Below are 15,327 nucleotides of genomic sequence, written 5' to 3'. Positions count from 1 at the left end.
TGCCGGGGGTGCGATCTGCGCGCGTTCCGCACGGATTGGGGGTGCCGTGCCTCTTGCTACTTGTAGAACCCGTTACTACCTTCACGGCACCCGCTGATGGACCGTCAGATGGCTGGAGCCGCCGATGCCCTGTCCAGCGCTGCCCGACGGGTTCGACCCCACCGATCCCGATCTGCTGCACCACCGTGTGACCCTCCCGGAGTTCGCCGAGCTGCGCCGTACCGAGCCGGTCCGCTGGATCCCGCAGCCGCACGGCGTGGCGGGGTTCGCCGACGCCGGCTACTGGGCCGTGACCCGGCACGCCGACGTCAGGTACGTCTCGACGCACCCGGAACTGTTCTCGTCCTCCCTCAACACCGCGATCATCCGCTTCAACGAGCACATCGAACGCGACGCGATCGACGCGCAGCGGCTGATCCTGCTCAACATGGATCCACCGGAACATACGCGGGTCCGGCAGATAGTGCAGCGCGGGTTCACGCCACGCTCCATTCGTGCGCTGGAGGAACGGCTGCGGGCCCGCGCGGAGGCGATCGTCGCCGGAGCCCGCGCCCGCTCGGGGCCGTTCGACTTCGTCACCGAGGTGGCGTGCGAACTGCCGCTCCAGGCGATCGCCGAGCTGATCGGGGTGCCGCAGGAGGACCGGTCCAAAATCTTCGACTGGTCCAACAAGATGATCGCCTACGACGACCCCGAGTACGCGATCACGGAGGAGATCGGCCGCGAGTCGGCCACCGAGATCATCGCCTACGCCATGAACATGGCCGCCGAGCGCAAACGCTGCCCCGCGCGGGACATCGTGACGACCCTGGTGGCGGCCGAGGACGAGGGCAACCTGAACTCCGACGAGTTCGGCTTCTTCGTGCTGATGCTGGCGGTGGCCGGCAACGAGACGACGCGCAACGCCATCACCCACGGCATGCACGCGTTCCTCACCCACCCCGACCAGTGGGACCTCTTCCGCCGCGAGCGCCCGGCGACCACGGCCGAGGAGATCGTCCGCTGGGCGACCCCGGTCAACTCCTTCCAGCGGACGGCGACCCAGGACACGGAGCTGGGCGGGGCCGTCGTCAGGAAGGGGGACCGGGTCGGGCTCTTCTACGCCTCCGCCAACCACGACCCCGAGGTGTTCACCGACCCCGACGGCTTCGACATCACCCGCGATCCCAATCCGCACCTGGGCTTCGGCGGAGGCGGTCCCCACTACTGCCTCGGCAAGTCCCTCGCGGTCCTGGAGATCGACCTCATCTTCAACGCGGTCGCCGACACGATGCCGGGCCTCCGCCTGACCGACGCCCCGCGTCGGCTCCGCTCGGCCTGGATCAACGGCGTGAAGGAACTCCGGGTCAGGGCCGGCTGACCGGTCACAGGACCGCCATCGCCCCTCCGGTGTTCATGTACGAGAAGCCGTACTTGTCCAGTTCCTGCTGCGATTCGGAGTAGGACGGCTCCTTGTCCTCCCCGTCGGACACCAGAGAAGCCGCCAGGGGCGTCAGCGGGCTCGTGTCCTCGGTGCCCAGCATCCACCACAGGGTGAGGTGCCTGCGTTTCCTCGTGAAGTTCAGGACCTGGTTGCTGTAACTGACCGGGACGCTGTACCTGACGTACGCGGAATCAGCAGGAACTCCTATCGAGTTCGTCACCCATGCGGGGGCCTTCTCTCCCGTCCCGGACCATGAGTGGTATTCCTGCACGGGGGCGTCCTGCAGCATCCTGTCCTTTCTCAGCAGATACGCTTCACTTTGGACCTGGACCGCCCGGTACGCCTTGCTGGGCAATTCGACAGTCTTCTCCTGGATGTACTTCTCGCCCGGATCCAACTTGTAATCGAAGGGCGCCAGGAGCAGTCCGAGGCTGACCGTGAAGAGCTCCGGCTTGTCGGCGAACGCTTCCAGGTCGCTCAGTCCTTCGTTGTCGACGTCCGCCTTCCACTCCTTCACCGTGCGGAACGGCTGGTACGTCGACTTCCAGTTGACCCCGGTGAGCGAGTAACTCGCCCCCACCACCCACGCGGCCACCTTTCCGGAGTTCTCCAACTGGAACGTCAACGGCACGTACGTGGTGTCCTTGTCCTTGCGGATGGTGCCGATCTTCGCGGAGATCACCACCGTCATGGGCGAGGCGTAAGGCGTGTAGATCTGGGTGTACACGAAGTTCGCGACGGTGATCAGCGCCGTGGCGGAGGCGATCGCCGCGAAGTTGCGACGGAACGTGATCTCCCGCCACGCCTGGCGACGGTGGAGGAGGTCCCACAGCGCCCAGCCCGACCACGCGATGAGGCCCAGCCAGACCCAGAGCCAGTGTGTGTACTCCTCCAGCTGGATCGCCAGCAGCATCAGACCGGCGCCCAGGACGGCCAGCGCGCCGAACAGGATGATCGCGGTCGTGTACTTCGTTCCGTGCCCCAGGAACCTGTCCACGGCGACGCAGGCCGCCGCGGTGAGGGCCACCAGCCCCGCGAGGACGAGCAGTCCGCCGGCGAGGCGGCCGGCGTACGACAACGCGTGCGTGGTGTCCGCACGCCCGAGGTAGACCAGCAGGCCCGCGGCCGCGATCAGGCCGGAGAACATGAACGCGCCGGATATCCTGCCGCGGCCCACGCCAGGAGGTGTGTGTGCCATGGCGCCATGCTCGTGCCGTGCAGCTCGGCCCGCTTGCGGTGCTGCTCCGATCGGCCCAGTCACTCCCGGCCCGACGCGAGCAGCGCCAGCACCCCCGATGCCAGTGCCGCGAGGAGCAGGGCGATGCCCAGGCCGTGGCGGAGGACCAGCCAGGCGCCCAGGCAGGCGCCGGCGGCCATGGCGAGGACCGAGGCCGAGCGGCGGGGGGAGCGGTGGCCCGTGGCGTCGCCGAGGCGGGACTCGGAGGCGAGGGCGGTGAGGGTCATCGTCAGGACGGTGGTGGTCAGGTCGGGCACGCCCAGTTTGCGGACCGTGGCGTTGCGCAGGCCCATCGCGAAGGCGGTGAGGGCGATCAGCGCGTACCGGGTGCCGGTGGTGCCCGGCCAGGCGAAGGCCACCGCCGCCGATCCGCCGACCAGTACCGCCTCGGCCGCGAGGGTCAGCCGGGCCCAGCGGCGGCGCGAACCCCGGCCGAAGCGGGCCGCCGTCCGGCCGCCCGCCACCGCGCCGAGCAGGAAGCAGGCCAGGGACGTGGCCGTGAGCGGGACGGAGAAGCCGGGGGCGCCGGCCGCGGCGAAGCCGAGCACGACCACGTTGCCGGTCATGTTCGCCGTGAAGACCCGGCCCAGGCCCAGATAGCCGACGGCGTCGATCAGGCCGCTGACGACGGTGAGCGTCAGGAGTACGGCCACCAGCCGCAGTCCGCGCGTCTCGGGGTCCCGCTCCACGGCCGGCGCCGGCGTCGTCATCGTTCCTCCGCGGTCGTCCGAGGTGTCACCACGGGGACACGGTAGGGAACGGCGGCCCGGGCGGGTGCCCGGACATGCGCGCGCACCCTCGCCGAGCGGAGGCGAGGGTGCGGATGCCGGGTCGGCCGGGCTGCTGCCGGGGGGCGGCGGCTCAGTACCAGCCGTTGGCCTGCCAGAAGTTCCAGGCCTTGACCGGGCTGCCGTAGCGGGAGTTCATGTAGTCCAGACCCCACTTGATCTGGGTGGCCGGGTTGGTCTTCCAGTCGGCGCCCGCGGAGGACATCTTCGAGGCCGGCAGGGCCTGGACCAGGCCGTAGGCGCCGGAGGCGCTGTTGGTGGCGGCGGGGTTCCAGCCGCTCTCGTGCTCGACGATCTTGCTGAAGGCGTTGAACTGCGCGGCGTCCGGGATCATCCGGTGCGCGGTCGCCTGAGCGGAGGAGGCGGAGGAGGTGGCGGCCTGGGCGGGGGCCGCGGTCAGAGCCAGGCCGGCGGTGGCGGCGGCCACGGCGGCGGTGGTGAGGGCCTTCTTCGGGGAAGCGATGCGGCGGAGGAAGGACAGGGACACGGAGAACCTCTTGCGTCGGGGACGGTGGATCGCCCGCATGGAAGGACCACGCGCTGTGGCCGTATGCGTCGGCGCCGCGGCCCGGTCGGGCTCGTGGTGCCTGGCGACGTCGTCCAGAGAAGCAGGCTCGGAAGCTGTCCGCAATGACCCCTTTTACTAGTTGTGGCCGGAGCGCCGGGAAACATCCTCTCTGTGACGTGGCTCGCAATCCGCAGGTCAGAAGGGGTGCGCAGTTGGGTGTATCGGACAAATGGGACTACGGCCCCGCTTCGTAGGTGACGTGCGTCATGTGGGGCGCTTCACCGTCTCGCTCACGGCACGGAGGCGAGTCCTCACGCCCCGGAGGTGGGTTCTCAGGCGCCGGGGCCGTCGAATGTGACCGCGGTCTCGAAAGCGGCCCGCCGTGTCGCCCGGCGCAGCGCCCGCAGCACCGCCGGGCCGAGCGCGAGGGTCAGCACCACCGTGCAGACCGCCCGGCCCAGGTCCCAGCCGAGCGAGGTGGCCACGCAGTACGCGACGAAGTGGGCCAGGTTCACGGCGACCGGGGCCCCGGCGGTGAAGGAGATGTTCGAGGCGGCGCTGTCCAGGAAGGTCCAGCCGGCCAGGTTCATCACCGTGCCGTAGGCGAAGGCCGCCAGGAAGCCGTACCCGGCGAGCACCAGCAGCTCGGCACGGCCGCGCAGCCGCACCGGGCCCGGCAGCAGGCCCGCGCCCATGGTGAACCAGCCCATCGACAGCATCTGGAACGGCAGCCACGGCCCGACCCCGCCCGTCAGCAGCGCGGACGCGAACATCGTCACCGATCCCAGGGCGAACCCGAAGCCGGGGCCGAGCACCCGCCCGCTCAGCACCATCAGGAAGAACATCGGCTCGATCCCCGCCGTACCCGCGCCGATCGGCCGCAGCGCCGCCCCCGTCGCGGCCAGCACGCCCAGCATGGCCACGGCCTTCGGCCCGAGGTCCGACTCGGAGATCGTCGCCGCCACGATCGCCACCAGCAGGATCAGCAGGCCCGCGAAGAGCCACGGCGCGTCCTGGGCGTGGGCGCTCAGCTGCGAGGCGGGCGGGGCGAGGAAGGGCCAGAACAGGGCCGCCACCCCTACGGCGCTGGTCAGCGCCAGCGCGGCCAGCGAGCGGGGGCCGAGGCGGACGGCACGGACGCGTGCGCCCGGTGTGGTGCGGCTCATGCGAGGGCCTCCCGGACCGCGGCCACCGTCAGCCACCGCTGCGGGGCCAGGATCTTCGTCACCTGGGGCGCGAAGGACGGGGACGACACCACGATCTCGGCCGTCGGGCCGTCCGCGATCACCTCGCCCTCGGCGAGCAGCACCACCCGGTGGGCCAGTTCGGCGGCCAGCTCCACGTCGTGCGTGGCCAGCACGATCGCGTGACCCTCCGCCGCCAGCCCGCGCAGCACGGCGACCAGGCGGGCCTTCGCCGCGTAGTCCAGGCCGCGGGTCGGCTCGTCCAGCAGGAGCAGGGGAGGGCGGGCGGTCAGGACCACGGCCAGGGCGAGCGCCAGGCACTGGCCCTCCGACAGGTCCCTCGGGTGTGTGTCGTCCGCGATGTCCGGCAGCAGGCCGGACACCAGCGACCGGCAGGTACCGGCTTCGGCGCCCGCGTCCCGGTCGGCCGCCGCGCACTCGGCGGCGACCGTGTCCGCGTACAGCAGGTCGCGCGGGTCCTGGGGGACGAGACCGACGTGCCGTACGAGGTCCTTCGGCGCCGTGCGGTGGGGGGCGGTCCCGCCCACGGTGACGCTTCCGGAGGTGGGCGCCAGCAGACCGACGAGCGAGCCGAGGAGGGTGGACTTGCCGGCGCCGTTGCGGCCCATGAGCGCGATGGTTTCACCGGGGGCCACGGTCAGGTCCACGTGGCGCAGCGCCTGGACGCGGTCCCGGCGGACCGAGAGGGCGCGCACCTCGGCGGTGTGCGTGCGCGCGGGCTCGCCGGCGGGCGCGGGGCGGCGGCGGAAGAGGGAGCGGCGGGGTGCGCCGGGTACGGCTTGCCGCTGCCGGACGGGGTCGGGGTCGGGGCCTGCTTGCCGCTGCCGGACGGGGGCGGGGCCGCCGGCCGCTGCCGGCGGGGTGCCGCCCTGGTCCGTGGCCGCGTCGGCCAGGCGGTCCCGGAGGGCCCCGGCCCGGCGGCGGGCGTCGCGGACGGTGAGGGGGAGGGGCGACCAGCCGGCCAGGCGGCCCAGGGCGACCACCGGGGGGCAGACCGGGGAGACGGCCATGACCTCGGCCGGGGGGCCCACGACCGGGGCGGCGCCCGGAGCCGGGAGGAGGACCACGCGATCGGCGTACTGGATCACCCGCTCCAGGCGGTGCTCGGCCATCAGGACCGTCGTCCCCAGGTCGTGCACCAGCCGTTGGAGCACGGCCAGCACCTCCTCCGCGGCGGCCGGGTCCAGCGCCGAGGTCGGCTCGTCCAGGACCAGCACCCGCGGGTGCGGGGTGAGCACGGAGCCGATCGCGACCCGCTGGCGCTGCCCGCCCGACAGGGTGGCGATCGGGCGGTCCCGCAGCCCGGCGAGGCCCAGCAGGTCCAGGGTCTCCTCCACCCGGCGCCGCATCACCTCCGGCGCGAGGCCCAACGACTCCATGCCGTAGGCGAGTTCGTCCTCCACGGTGTCCGTCACGAAGTGCGCCAGCGGATCCTGGCCCACCGTGCCGACGACATCGGCCAGTTGCCTCGGCTGGTGGGTACGGGTGTCCCGGCCGGCCACCGTCACCCGGCCGCGCAGGGTGCCGCCGGTGAAGTGCGGGACCAGCCCGCTGACCGCGCCCAGCACGGTCGACTTGCCCACCCCGGACGGACCGGCGAGCAGCACCAGTTCACCCTCGGGCACCTCGAAGTCGACGCCCGTGACGGTGGGTCCGGCGGCACCCTCGTACGTCACGCTGACATCCTCGAAGCGGATCACGGATGCTCCTTGGGGACGAAGGCGGGCAGCAGGGCGAGCAGGACGGCCGAGGCCGGCCAGAGCGGCAGGGCCGGCGCGACGAGCGGCACGACCCCCGGGTGCAGGGCCAGCGGATCGCGCACGGAGGCGAGCGTGAGCAGCGCGGCCACCGCGGCGCCGGAGCCCGTGACCAGCCAGGCGCGCGGCCCCCACGGGTCCGGGCGGTACCGCGTCCGCGGCGAACGCCGGCCTCCCAGCCGCAGCCCCGCGAGCGCGGCGACGACCCCGGCGAGCAGCAGCGGAAGCCCGTACGCGCCCCCTTCCGCCGTCAGCAGCCCGTACGTCCCCGCGCACACCCCGAGCAGACCGCCGAGGGTGAGCACGGACGTCGTACGGCGGACCCGGGCGGGAACCTCGGCGGTACGGCCGTAGCCACGGGATTCCATCGCGGCGGCGAGCGCCACCGAGCGCTCCAGCGCGCTTTCCAGGACCGGCAGTCCGACCTGGAGCAGCCCCCGCAGGCCCCGGTCCGGCCGGCCGCGCAGCCGGCGGGCGGCGCGCAGCCGCTGCACGTCGGCGACCAGGTGCGGCGCGAAGGTGAGGGCGACGACCACGGCCACGCCCGTCTCGTACAGCGCGCCGGGCAGGGACTTGAGCAGACGAGCCGGGCCGGCGAGGGCGTTCGCCGCGCCGACGCAGATGAGCAGGGCGGCGAGCTTCAGCCCGTCGTAGACGGCGAAGACGACCGCCTCCGCGGTGACCCGGCCGCCCAGCCGGATGCCCTGCGCCCAGTGCGGCAACGGGACTTCGGGCAGCATGAGCAGGGTGTGCGTGCCCGGGATCGGGGAGCCGAGCGCCACCGCGAACAGGACGCGGACGAGGAGGACGGCGAGGGCGAGCTTGACGAAGGCGGTGTAGGAGCGGGCCGCTGGAGTGGGGGAGCGGTGCGTGGCCACCACGTACGCGGAGGCGGCTATGAGCAGGCCGAGGAGGAGCGGGTTGGTGGTACGGGTGGCCGCGGTACCGAGGCATATCGCCCAGAGCCACCAGGCACCGGGGTGCACGGTCGCTCGGCGCCGGGCGCCGGGGCCGTCGCTCGGCGACCGCACCCCCTCCGGGACGCGGGCGTTCGGCGACCGCACCTCCCCTGGGGCGCGGGGAACCGCGCGACCGGCCACAGCGGACCCGCGCCCGCCCGGCCGCTCCCGCTCACGCGGACTCATCGCGCCGCCGCCGTGCCTGCCACACCGCCGCTCCCGCCAGCAGGGCGACCACCCCCGCACCGATCGGCAGCCCGAGCGAGGGCCCGCTTCCGCCACCGCCACCGCCACCGTTACCGCCGTCGCCGCCGCTTCCGCCTGCGCCGCCGCTCGGCCTGCCCTGGGCGGAGACCTGCTCGCCGCACCCCGTCCGGGGATACCCGGCGATCGCGCACAGCAGGGCGTTCGTGTCGTACCGGAGCGGCTTGGCCACGGCCGCCAGCGCGTCGGCGCCGGTCGCGTCCTGCGGCACCCGCGCGCAGGCCGTACGGCGGCCCGGCGGCGTCTGCCCGGACGGCGCGTCCGCGCGGGTGCCGAAGTCGAGGACGAGGGCGACGCGCTTGGTACCGGAAGCGGCGGGCGTACCGGCGCAGATGGAGGTGAAGTCCGCCGTACCGCGCGGCCGGCTCGCGTCCGCCGAGTCCGCGCTCACCGCGAACCGGAAGCCCTCCACCGCGCCGTCGTCGGGACGGACGGTCGCCGGCCCCTGCGTGGCGTACGTCCAGTGACCGCCGGCGCGCTCCCAGAAGGACCAGTAGCGGTAGCCGGCGGCCCCGGCCGGCCCGGCGGAGGCGAGGAGCAGCAGCGCGGCCAGCCCGGCGGCGAGCACCGGCACGGCACGGCGGACGAGGGTCACGACCGGCGCTTCTTCCGGCCGCTCAGCAGGAAGCCGATGCCGATGCCGGCGACGAGCCCGACACCGACGATCCACCACACACCGGTGTCCGAGTCGTCGGACTTCTCCGTGCTGTCCGAGTGCCCCGTGGCGGAGTCCATGTACGGGGCCGGGCCGAGCGCGTTGAGCGAACTGACCAGACTGGTGCCGTTGAAGTCGCCCGGCTGCTCGCCGATCGCGTGGGCGGCGAGGATCAGCTGGGCGTACGCGGCGGGGCCGCTCTGCACCGCCCACGGGCCGGCGTGCTTCTCCAGCCAGGCGTACGCCTTCTTCGCCGGCTCGGTCCGGCCGTCCGCGGCGAGCGCGACGACGGCGTCCGCGGTGTTGCCGTAGTCGGGCTGGTCCTTGGCGCCGGGCAGGGTCGACTGCAGGTGGCCGGACTTCGCGACGGCCGTCGCCAGGTACGCGCCGGCGTTGTCGGCGACCTGCTCCCGGGTCGGGTGGTCGGCCTCGGCGCAGGCGTCCTGCGCCGGAGGCTTGCCGGCCTCCGCCGCGAACCCCTTGCCGAGCGCGCCCAGCAGACCGGCCGCCGTCGCGTCCGCGTTGGCGAGCAGCTTGCCCTTCTTGTCCGGCTGGTAGGCGAGGGCGCCGCCGCCGTCCTGGTCGCAGGGGATGGACCAGGCGGGCAGCGCGTCGTACGGCGACTTGCCGGACTTGCGGACGCCCGCCGGGTCGGTGCCGGCCGCGGTGAGCGCGCCGATGACGACGGCGGTGGAGTTGGTGTCGCTGGAGCCGCCCGGGTAGTAACCCCAGCCGCCGTCCTCGTTCTGCACGGACTTCAGCCAGTCCACGGCCTTGCCGACGGCACCGCCGTGTCCGCCGGTCGCGGCCAGGGCCTCAACGGCGGCGGCCGTGCTGTTGGTGTCGGCCTTGGTCTTGTCGTCGCAGGGCTTGGCGGCGTCGGCGCGGAAAGCGGCGAAGGAGCCGTTCGCGCACTGCTGCCCGCCGAGCCAGTCCACGGCCGCGGGGGCGGGCCGGTAGCCGAGCGTGCGCTGGGCGAGCAGCGTGAGCGACTGCCGCCACACGCCGTCGTACGCCGGGTCGCTCTTGCCGTAAAGGCCGTGCGGCACGGTCGCCTTCGGGGACGGCGCGGACGGGGACTGGTCGGCGGCCGTGGCGGGCGCGGCGGCGGCCAGCACGCCTACGGCGGCGAGAGCCGCGGCACTGCGGCGGACGTTCATGGTCGGCGACTGCCTCTCCTGTGGGGAGCCGGGCAGCGCACGGGACACCCCGGGCGGCTCGGCTCCGTAGACCTCGACGGTGCCGTGCGCGGCGGACCGCCGGCGCACGCTGAGCCGGTCAACGTCCCGCCCGGGGCAGTCCGGCTCACCGCCCCTTCCGGCGGCACACGGCTGGGGGCGCCCCCGGCGCGAGCGCAGCCGGGAGCTGAGGGAGGGTCAGCGCCGGAATTGCACCGGCTTCCCCCCGTACGGGTGTGATGACGACCCCGCCACTTTACCGGCCGCCCTCGGAGGGCCGAGGGGTGGCTGTGGGCACAGGGGGTTGGTGAGCGGGGTCACGGGACCACGGTGCTTGCCGGCCCGGGCGTCGACTTGGTGGCGGGGCGCGTTACTCACTTTCGGGTGAGGGGGGCCGTGGTGGGGTGCCGGATCGTGCACCTCTCGGGGTCTTCGTCGCATAGATGGACATTGCAGTCGAAAGTCACGAATATGTGCGCGGATCGTAACGGTCGCCGTGTGTCATCGATCCGGGTCGCGTGTGTGCGCAAGGTAGGGCCGCGCGGCCGCCCGGCCGCCGCAGAACCCTTGTGAAAGGGGACTTCGTGTCCGTCTTCGTTTCCGTCACCGCGCGCCGCGTGGTCGCCGCCGTCGCCACAGCGGTCGCCGTCGTCGGCGCGGCGGCTCTGCCGGCCTCGGCTGCCGACCACGACCACGACCACGACCACGGCCGTGGTCACGGCCGCTACCACCGCCCGCCTGTGGTCATCAGGGACGTGCAGTACCGGCCGTCGGACCGCCGTGACGCCCGCGGCCCCGCCGACCGGCCCCTGAACAGGGAGTGGGTGGAACTCGCCAACGAGGGCCGCGAGAGCGTGGACCTCGACGGCTGGACGCTGTCGGACGAGGACGGTCACACCTACCGGTTCCGGCACCACCGGCTCGGGGGCCACCGAAGCGTCCGGCTGCACACCGGGTTCGGCCGGGACGGCGGGGACGACCTCTACCAGGACCTCCGGCGCAGCGTGTGGGATCGTGACCACGACACCGCGACCCTGCGCGACGAGCGCGGGCGCCTCGTGGACGTCGCGTCCTGGGGCCACGACCACCGTGGCGACCGCGGCCGGCACGACGGCGGGTGGCACGGCCGGCACCGCTGAGCCGAGTCCGGCCGTGCCCCGCCGGCCGCGCTGAGCACCGGCCTCGTCGCACCGCGGCCTTCGTCGCACCGCAGCCCTCTTCCGTTCGGCAGCGCGCCCTTCCCGCCGGGAGGGGCGCGCTGCCGTGCCCTACTCCTCCGGTGGGAACACCGTCTCCCCGGTGCCCAGCAGGGTGATCAGGATCGCCTCCACCGGGCAGTTCTCGGCCGCCGCCAGGACCTGTTCGCTGGCGTCCGTGTCCGGGGCGGCCGGGTGGGACTGGCGGGCGGGGTCGAGGCGGAAGCCGGCCGGGGCGTGGTGGAGGCACTGGGCCGAGCCGATGCAGAGCGACCGGTCGACCTCCACGTGCCAGCGGTCGCCCATGGGTCACGCCCCCGCCGGGAGGTGGATCATCTTGTGCTCCAGGTACGCGCCGTACCCCTCCGGCCCGAACTCCCGCCCCAGGCCCGAGTTCTTGTAGCCGCCGAACGGGCCGAGCATGTCGAGGCTGAAGGTGTTCACGGAGTAGGTGCCGGTGCGGACCTGCCGGGCGATGTCGATGCCGTGCTCGGTGTCCGCCGTCCACACGCTGCCGGACAGGCCGTAGTCGGAGTCGTTGGCGATTCTCACGGCCTCGGCCTCGTCGCCGTACGGCAGCAGGCAGATGACCGGGCCGAAGATCTCCTCGCGGGCGATGCGCATGGAGTTGTCGACGTCACCGAAGAGGGTGGGCTCGACGTACCAGCCGCGCTCCAGCCCGTCCGGGCGGCCACCGCCGGTGAGGACCTTGGCGCCCTCCTCCTGGCCGATGCGGATGTAGTCCAGGTTCCGCTGCTGCTGGCGCCGGGCGACCAGCGGGCCGACCTGGGTGGCCGGGTCCAGCGGGTCCCCCACGACGAGGGCGCGCGCCGCCTGCGCGAAGGCGTCGGCGAAGTCGGCGTAGCGGGCGCGCGGGACGAGGATGCGGGTCTGGGCCACGCAGGCCTGCCCGTTGTTCATCCAGGCCGCCGGGACGATCCCGGACACGGCCGCCGCCAGGTCCGCGTCCGGCAGCACCAGCGCCGCCGACTTGCCGCCCAGCTCCAGGGTGACCCGGGTGAGGTTGCGGGCGGCGACCTCCATCACGCGCCTGCCGGCCGCGACCGAGCCGGTGAAGGAGACCTTGTCGACGCCGGGGTGACCGACCAGGTACTCGCTGACCTCCCGGTCGGCGGGGACGATGGACAGTACGCCCTCCGGGAGGCCGGCCTCGCGAGCGATCTCGCCCAGGAGGTAGGCGTCCAGCGGGGACTCCGGGGACGGTTTGAGGACGACCGTGCAGCCGGCCAGCAGGGCGGGTGCCAGCTTGGCGGCGGCGACGAACTGGGGGACGTTCCAGGGCACGACGGCGGCGACCACGCCCACCGGCTCCCGCCGGACCAGGATCGGGCCCAGCACGCCGTCCCTGCGCTCCTCGTGGGTGAAGTCGCGGGCGACCCGGATCGCCGCGTCCCACACCATCATCGCGCCGAGCGCCTGGGCGAGGACGCTCCAGGAGTACGGGGAGCCGTTCTCCGAGGAGATCACCCGGGCGATCTCCTCGTGCCGGGCGGCGATGCCGTCCTTGACGCGGGTGACGACCGCGATCCGCTCCTCCAGTGAGGCCCGCGGCCACGGCCCTTCGTCGAAGGCGCGGCGCGCGACGGCCACGGCCCGGTCGACGTCCGCCCGGGACGCGTGCGGCACCCGGCCGATGACCTCCTCGGTGTGCGGCGAGATCACCTCGATCACGTCCCGGCCCAGCGGGTCGGTCAACTCCCCGCCGATGAACAGCTGTCCGTGTTCCACGAGCTCTGTCATGGCCGACTGCCTCCCGCCGCACCGCACCGCTTCGTTGTTTCTGACGCTGTGTCAGAACTGATACCAGTTCCCGGGTTGGGCAACAACCCGCATGCGTGGCAGGAGCGTCCCGGCCATCGCCCCAAGTTGCACCGGATCCGACTCCAGGCTCGGTCGCGCTGTCCACGAACGCCGAGAAGGTCACCGAGTTCGGTATCGACACGGCGGCAGCGGCAGCGGCTGCGCGCGGTCGGCATCGGCAGCCGGCTCGGGGCCTGGCTGTGACTCGCGCCAGTCCACCCACAGGACAGCGGTATCGCCGCGTGGGTCGTGGTTCGTGGTCGAAGGCCCGGCCTACCTAACCGGACCTTCATCTTCTCCTGGCCGTTCGTCGGGCATGTCCAGGATGGGCTCTCGGGTGTACCGAGGGCTCTCAGGTGGCGGGGCCGCACTAGGGACCATGAGTCCGGCGAGGAGCCCGCTTAGGTCATCCGTGGATAGCGCCAGGCCCAGAGTCTGCACGATGCGCAGAGCACAGTCCCGGATGGACCGAGCGTCCACCTCGGACGCCGCCGTGCTCCTGATCTCGTCACACACTCGACTGAACTGCTCGGCGCTGATCGTTGGCCGGCTTACCGGTTGCGCCATTGTGCGCTCCTCCTGGGAGAACGGGGGGCAGATGCGGGCGTCAGCCCAGCTGCTGAGCCGACTCGCCAGACGCCATCGCCGGCGCTGTGGTGGCCGTCAGCCGGCAGCCTTGGCGATGACGCGCTCCATCTCCTCTCGGTCGAAGGCCCGCAGGGTCGTGGAGCGGACGTTGCCCACCCCGCCGAGCTGAAGGAGTGCTGCCGCCGCGGTTTCGTCGTCGGGCGCCTCGACGAGGGCCACGAGGTCGTACGGCCCGACGGTCCAGTAGATACTCAGGAGCTTCGCCCCGAGCTTCTGGACCCCTGAGCCGAAGGTCTCGGCGCGCTTCGCGGTGTCCTTGTAGTTTCGGACCCCTTGTTCGGTCCAGCTCAGCAAGGCGACGTACGTCGGCATGTTCTTCTACCTTCACGAGGAGACGCATTGCGAGGTCAAGCCTGGCCAGCTGGGGCAGTACTTGCACGAGATACGCACCCGAACGAGCAATACGAGCGACCACAGGCATCGAGGGGCCGGCTGGCATCCATGCCTGACATCGACGAGGGCGGACACCACCGGATCGCAGTCGACCGCCACCGGCCACGGGTGACCGGCTGACCGGCCCGGCGGATCGCAGCGACCAACACTCGACCCTGTGCGCCGAGTTGAGCAGCCACTGAAACCAGTTCTAGTTATAGTGGGCAATGGCCGTGGGGCGGAGGGCGGACGGGTGGAGGGGTGATCGTGGCTGTGTTCGATCACGGTGGGGGCGTGCGGGCCGTTCGGGTGCCCATTCCGGACAATCCCCTCGGGTACACGCTGGTGTACGTGGTGGACACCGACCGGGGTCCCGTGCTCGTCGACACCGGGTGGGACGACCCCGGGTCCTGGGACGCGCTGACGGCGGGGCTGGCGGCCTGCGGTACGGCGGTCGGGGAGGTGTACGGCGTGGTGATCACCCACCACCACCCGGACCACCACGGCCTGTCGGCCCGGGTCCGGGAGGCCTCCGGCGCCTGGGTGGCGCTGCACGCGGCGGACGCGGCGATCGTGCGGCGGACCCGGGAGACCCGGCCGGAGCGGTGGTTCTCGTACATGGCGGCCAAGCTGACGGCGGCCGGGGCGCCCGAGGAGCACGTGGCGCCGCTGCGGACGCCCCGCGTGGGGGCCCTGCCCGGCCTGTCCCCGGCGCTGCCCGACCGGGAGATCGTCCCCGGTGAACTCCTCGACCTGCCCGGCCGCCGGCTGCGCGCGATCTGGACCCCGGGGCACACGCCGGGCCATGTCTGCCTGCACCTGGAGGAGGAGCATCCGGCCCGGCTCCCGGGCCAGGGGCGGCTGTTCAGCGGGGACCACCTGCTGCCCGGGATCACCCCGCACATCGGCCTGTACGAGGACCCCGACGACGCGACGGTCACCGACCCGCTGGGGGACTACCTGGACTCACTGGAGCGGATCGGCCGGCTCACCCCGGCGGAGGTGCTCCCCGCGCACCAGCAGTCCTTCACGGACGGCCCGGGCCGCGTCCGTGCCCTGCTCGACCACCACGAGAGCCGTCTGGCCGGCCTCCTCGCCCTCCTCGCCGAGCCCCTCACGCCCTGGCAGCTCGCCGAGCGCATGGAGTGGAACCGGCCCTGGACCGACATCCCCTACGGGTCCCGCAACATCGCCGTCTCGGAGGCGGAGTCCCACCTGCGCCGCCTGGTGAAACTGGGCCGGGCGGAACCGGTGCCGGGCAGCGACCCGGTGGCGTACGCGGCCGTGTAGCCCGTACTCCTCGCCCCGGCCCCTTC

The 15,327-nt window shown here is 73.0% G+C and carries 14 protein-coding genes; 3 read left to right on the top strand and 11 right to left on the bottom strand.

Annotation, left to right across the window (positions count from 1 at the left end; translation table 11 throughout):
• Positions 1–124 precede the first annotated feature (124 nt).
• Positions 125–1,360: a cytochrome P450 gene (locus tag IG05_RS0110090; RefSeq protein ID WP_030341194.1), complete on the top strand. Its 1,236-nt coding sequence runs from the start codon at positions 125–127 to the stop codon at positions 1,358–1,360.
• 4 nt (positions 1,361–1,364) lie between these two features.
• On the opposite strand, the gene IG05_RS0110085 is transcribed toward IG05_RS0110090, so the two are convergent.
• The 8 genes from IG05_RS0110085 to IG05_RS0110050 form a co-directional block, all read right to left on the bottom strand.
• On the bottom strand, positions 1,365–2,621 hold the full coding sequence (locus tag IG05_RS0110085; protein ID WP_158838838.1) for a hypothetical protein: 1,257 nt from the start codon (positions 2,619–2,621) through the stop codon (positions 1,365–1,367).
• 59 nt (positions 2,622–2,680) lie between these two features.
• Positions 2,681–3,370, bottom strand: a complete 690-nt coding sequence (locus IG05_RS0110080; protein WP_030341191.1) for a YoaK family protein — start codon at positions 3,368–3,370, stop codon at positions 2,681–2,683.
• Positions 3,371–3,521: 151 nt separating this feature from the next.
• The gene (locus IG05_RS0110075; RefSeq protein ID WP_030341189.1) at positions 3,522–3,935 is read right to left on the bottom strand and encodes a transglycosylase SLT domain-containing protein; all 414 of its coding nucleotides are present in this window, start codon (positions 3,933–3,935) and stop codon (positions 3,522–3,524) included.
• Between the two features lie 353 nt (positions 3,936–4,288).
• On the bottom strand, positions 4,289–5,122 hold the full coding sequence (locus IG05_RS0110070) for an ECF transporter S component (RefSeq protein WP_030341187.1): 834 nt from the start codon (positions 5,120–5,122) through the stop codon (positions 4,289–4,291).
• Complete coding sequence (locus IG05_RS0110065; RefSeq protein ID WP_030341186.1) at positions 5,119–6,861, bottom strand: ABC transporter ATP-binding protein; 1,743 nt, start codon at positions 6,859–6,861, stop codon at positions 5,119–5,121. The genes IG05_RS0110070 and IG05_RS0110065 overlap by 4 nt, the downstream gene beginning before the upstream one ends.
• On the bottom strand, positions 6,858–7,982 hold the full coding sequence (locus IG05_RS0110060; protein WP_420707576.1) for an energy-coupling factor transporter transmembrane component T: 1,125 nt from the start codon (positions 7,980–7,982) through the stop codon (positions 6,858–6,860). The genes IG05_RS0110065 and IG05_RS0110060 overlap by 4 nt, the downstream gene beginning before the upstream one ends.
• Positions 7,983–8,049: 67 nt before the next feature.
• A complete protein-coding gene (locus tag IG05_RS0110055; RefSeq protein ID WP_030341182.1) occupies positions 8,050–8,736 on the bottom strand; it encodes an SCO2322 family protein in 687 nt (228 codons plus the stop codon).
• Complete coding sequence (locus IG05_RS0110050) at positions 8,733–9,956, bottom strand: prenyltransferase/squalene oxidase repeat-containing protein (RefSeq protein WP_030341181.1); 1,224 nt, start codon at positions 9,954–9,956, stop codon at positions 8,733–8,735. Before IG05_RS0110050 ends, IG05_RS0110055 begins: the two co-directional genes overlap by 4 nt.
• A 602-nt stretch (positions 9,957–10,558) precedes the next feature.
• Here IG05_RS0110050 and IG05_RS0110045 point away from each other — a divergent pair.
• Positions 10,559–11,113 (top strand): lamin tail domain-containing protein, encoded by a 555-nt coding sequence (locus tag IG05_RS0110045; protein WP_030341179.1) that lies wholly within the window; start codon positions 10,559–10,561, stop codon positions 11,111–11,113.
• A 129-nt stretch (positions 11,114–11,242) separates the two neighbouring features.
• Here the strand turns inward: IG05_RS0110045 and IG05_RS0110040 are convergent, their stop codons facing one another.
• The 3 genes from IG05_RS0110040 to IG05_RS0110030 form a co-directional block, all read right to left on the bottom strand.
• Entirely contained in the window at positions 11,243–11,476 is a 234-nt protein-coding gene (locus IG05_RS0110040; RefSeq protein ID WP_030341178.1) for a ferredoxin, read from the bottom strand.
• Positions 11,477–11,479: 3 nt separating this feature from the next.
• On the bottom strand, positions 11,480–12,931 hold the full coding sequence (locus IG05_RS0110035) for an aldehyde dehydrogenase (protein ID WP_030341176.1): 1,452 nt from the start codon (positions 12,929–12,931) through the stop codon (positions 11,480–11,482).
• A 723-nt stretch (positions 12,932–13,654) separates the two neighbouring features.
• On the bottom strand, positions 13,655–13,951 hold the full coding sequence (locus IG05_RS0110030) for a GYD domain-containing protein (protein WP_030341175.1): 297 nt from the start codon (positions 13,949–13,951) through the stop codon (positions 13,655–13,657).
• A gap of 324 nt (positions 13,952–14,275) precedes the next feature.
• On the opposite strand from IG05_RS0110030, the gene IG05_RS0110025 reads away from it, so the two are divergent.
• A complete protein-coding gene (locus IG05_RS0110025) occupies positions 14,276–15,301 on the top strand; it encodes an MBL fold metallo-hydrolase (protein ID WP_037813516.1) in 1,026 nt (341 codons plus the stop codon).
• The last annotated feature ends 26 nt before the right edge of the window (positions 15,302–15,327 follow it).

The organism is Streptomyces sp. NRRL S-1022 (assembly GCF_000720135.1).
GTDB lineage: Bacteria > Actinomycetota > Actinomycetes > Streptomycetales > Streptomycetaceae > Streptomyces.
Note: the sequence above shows the minus strand (reverse complement) of the source record. Positions and strands in the feature narration are given on the sequence as shown.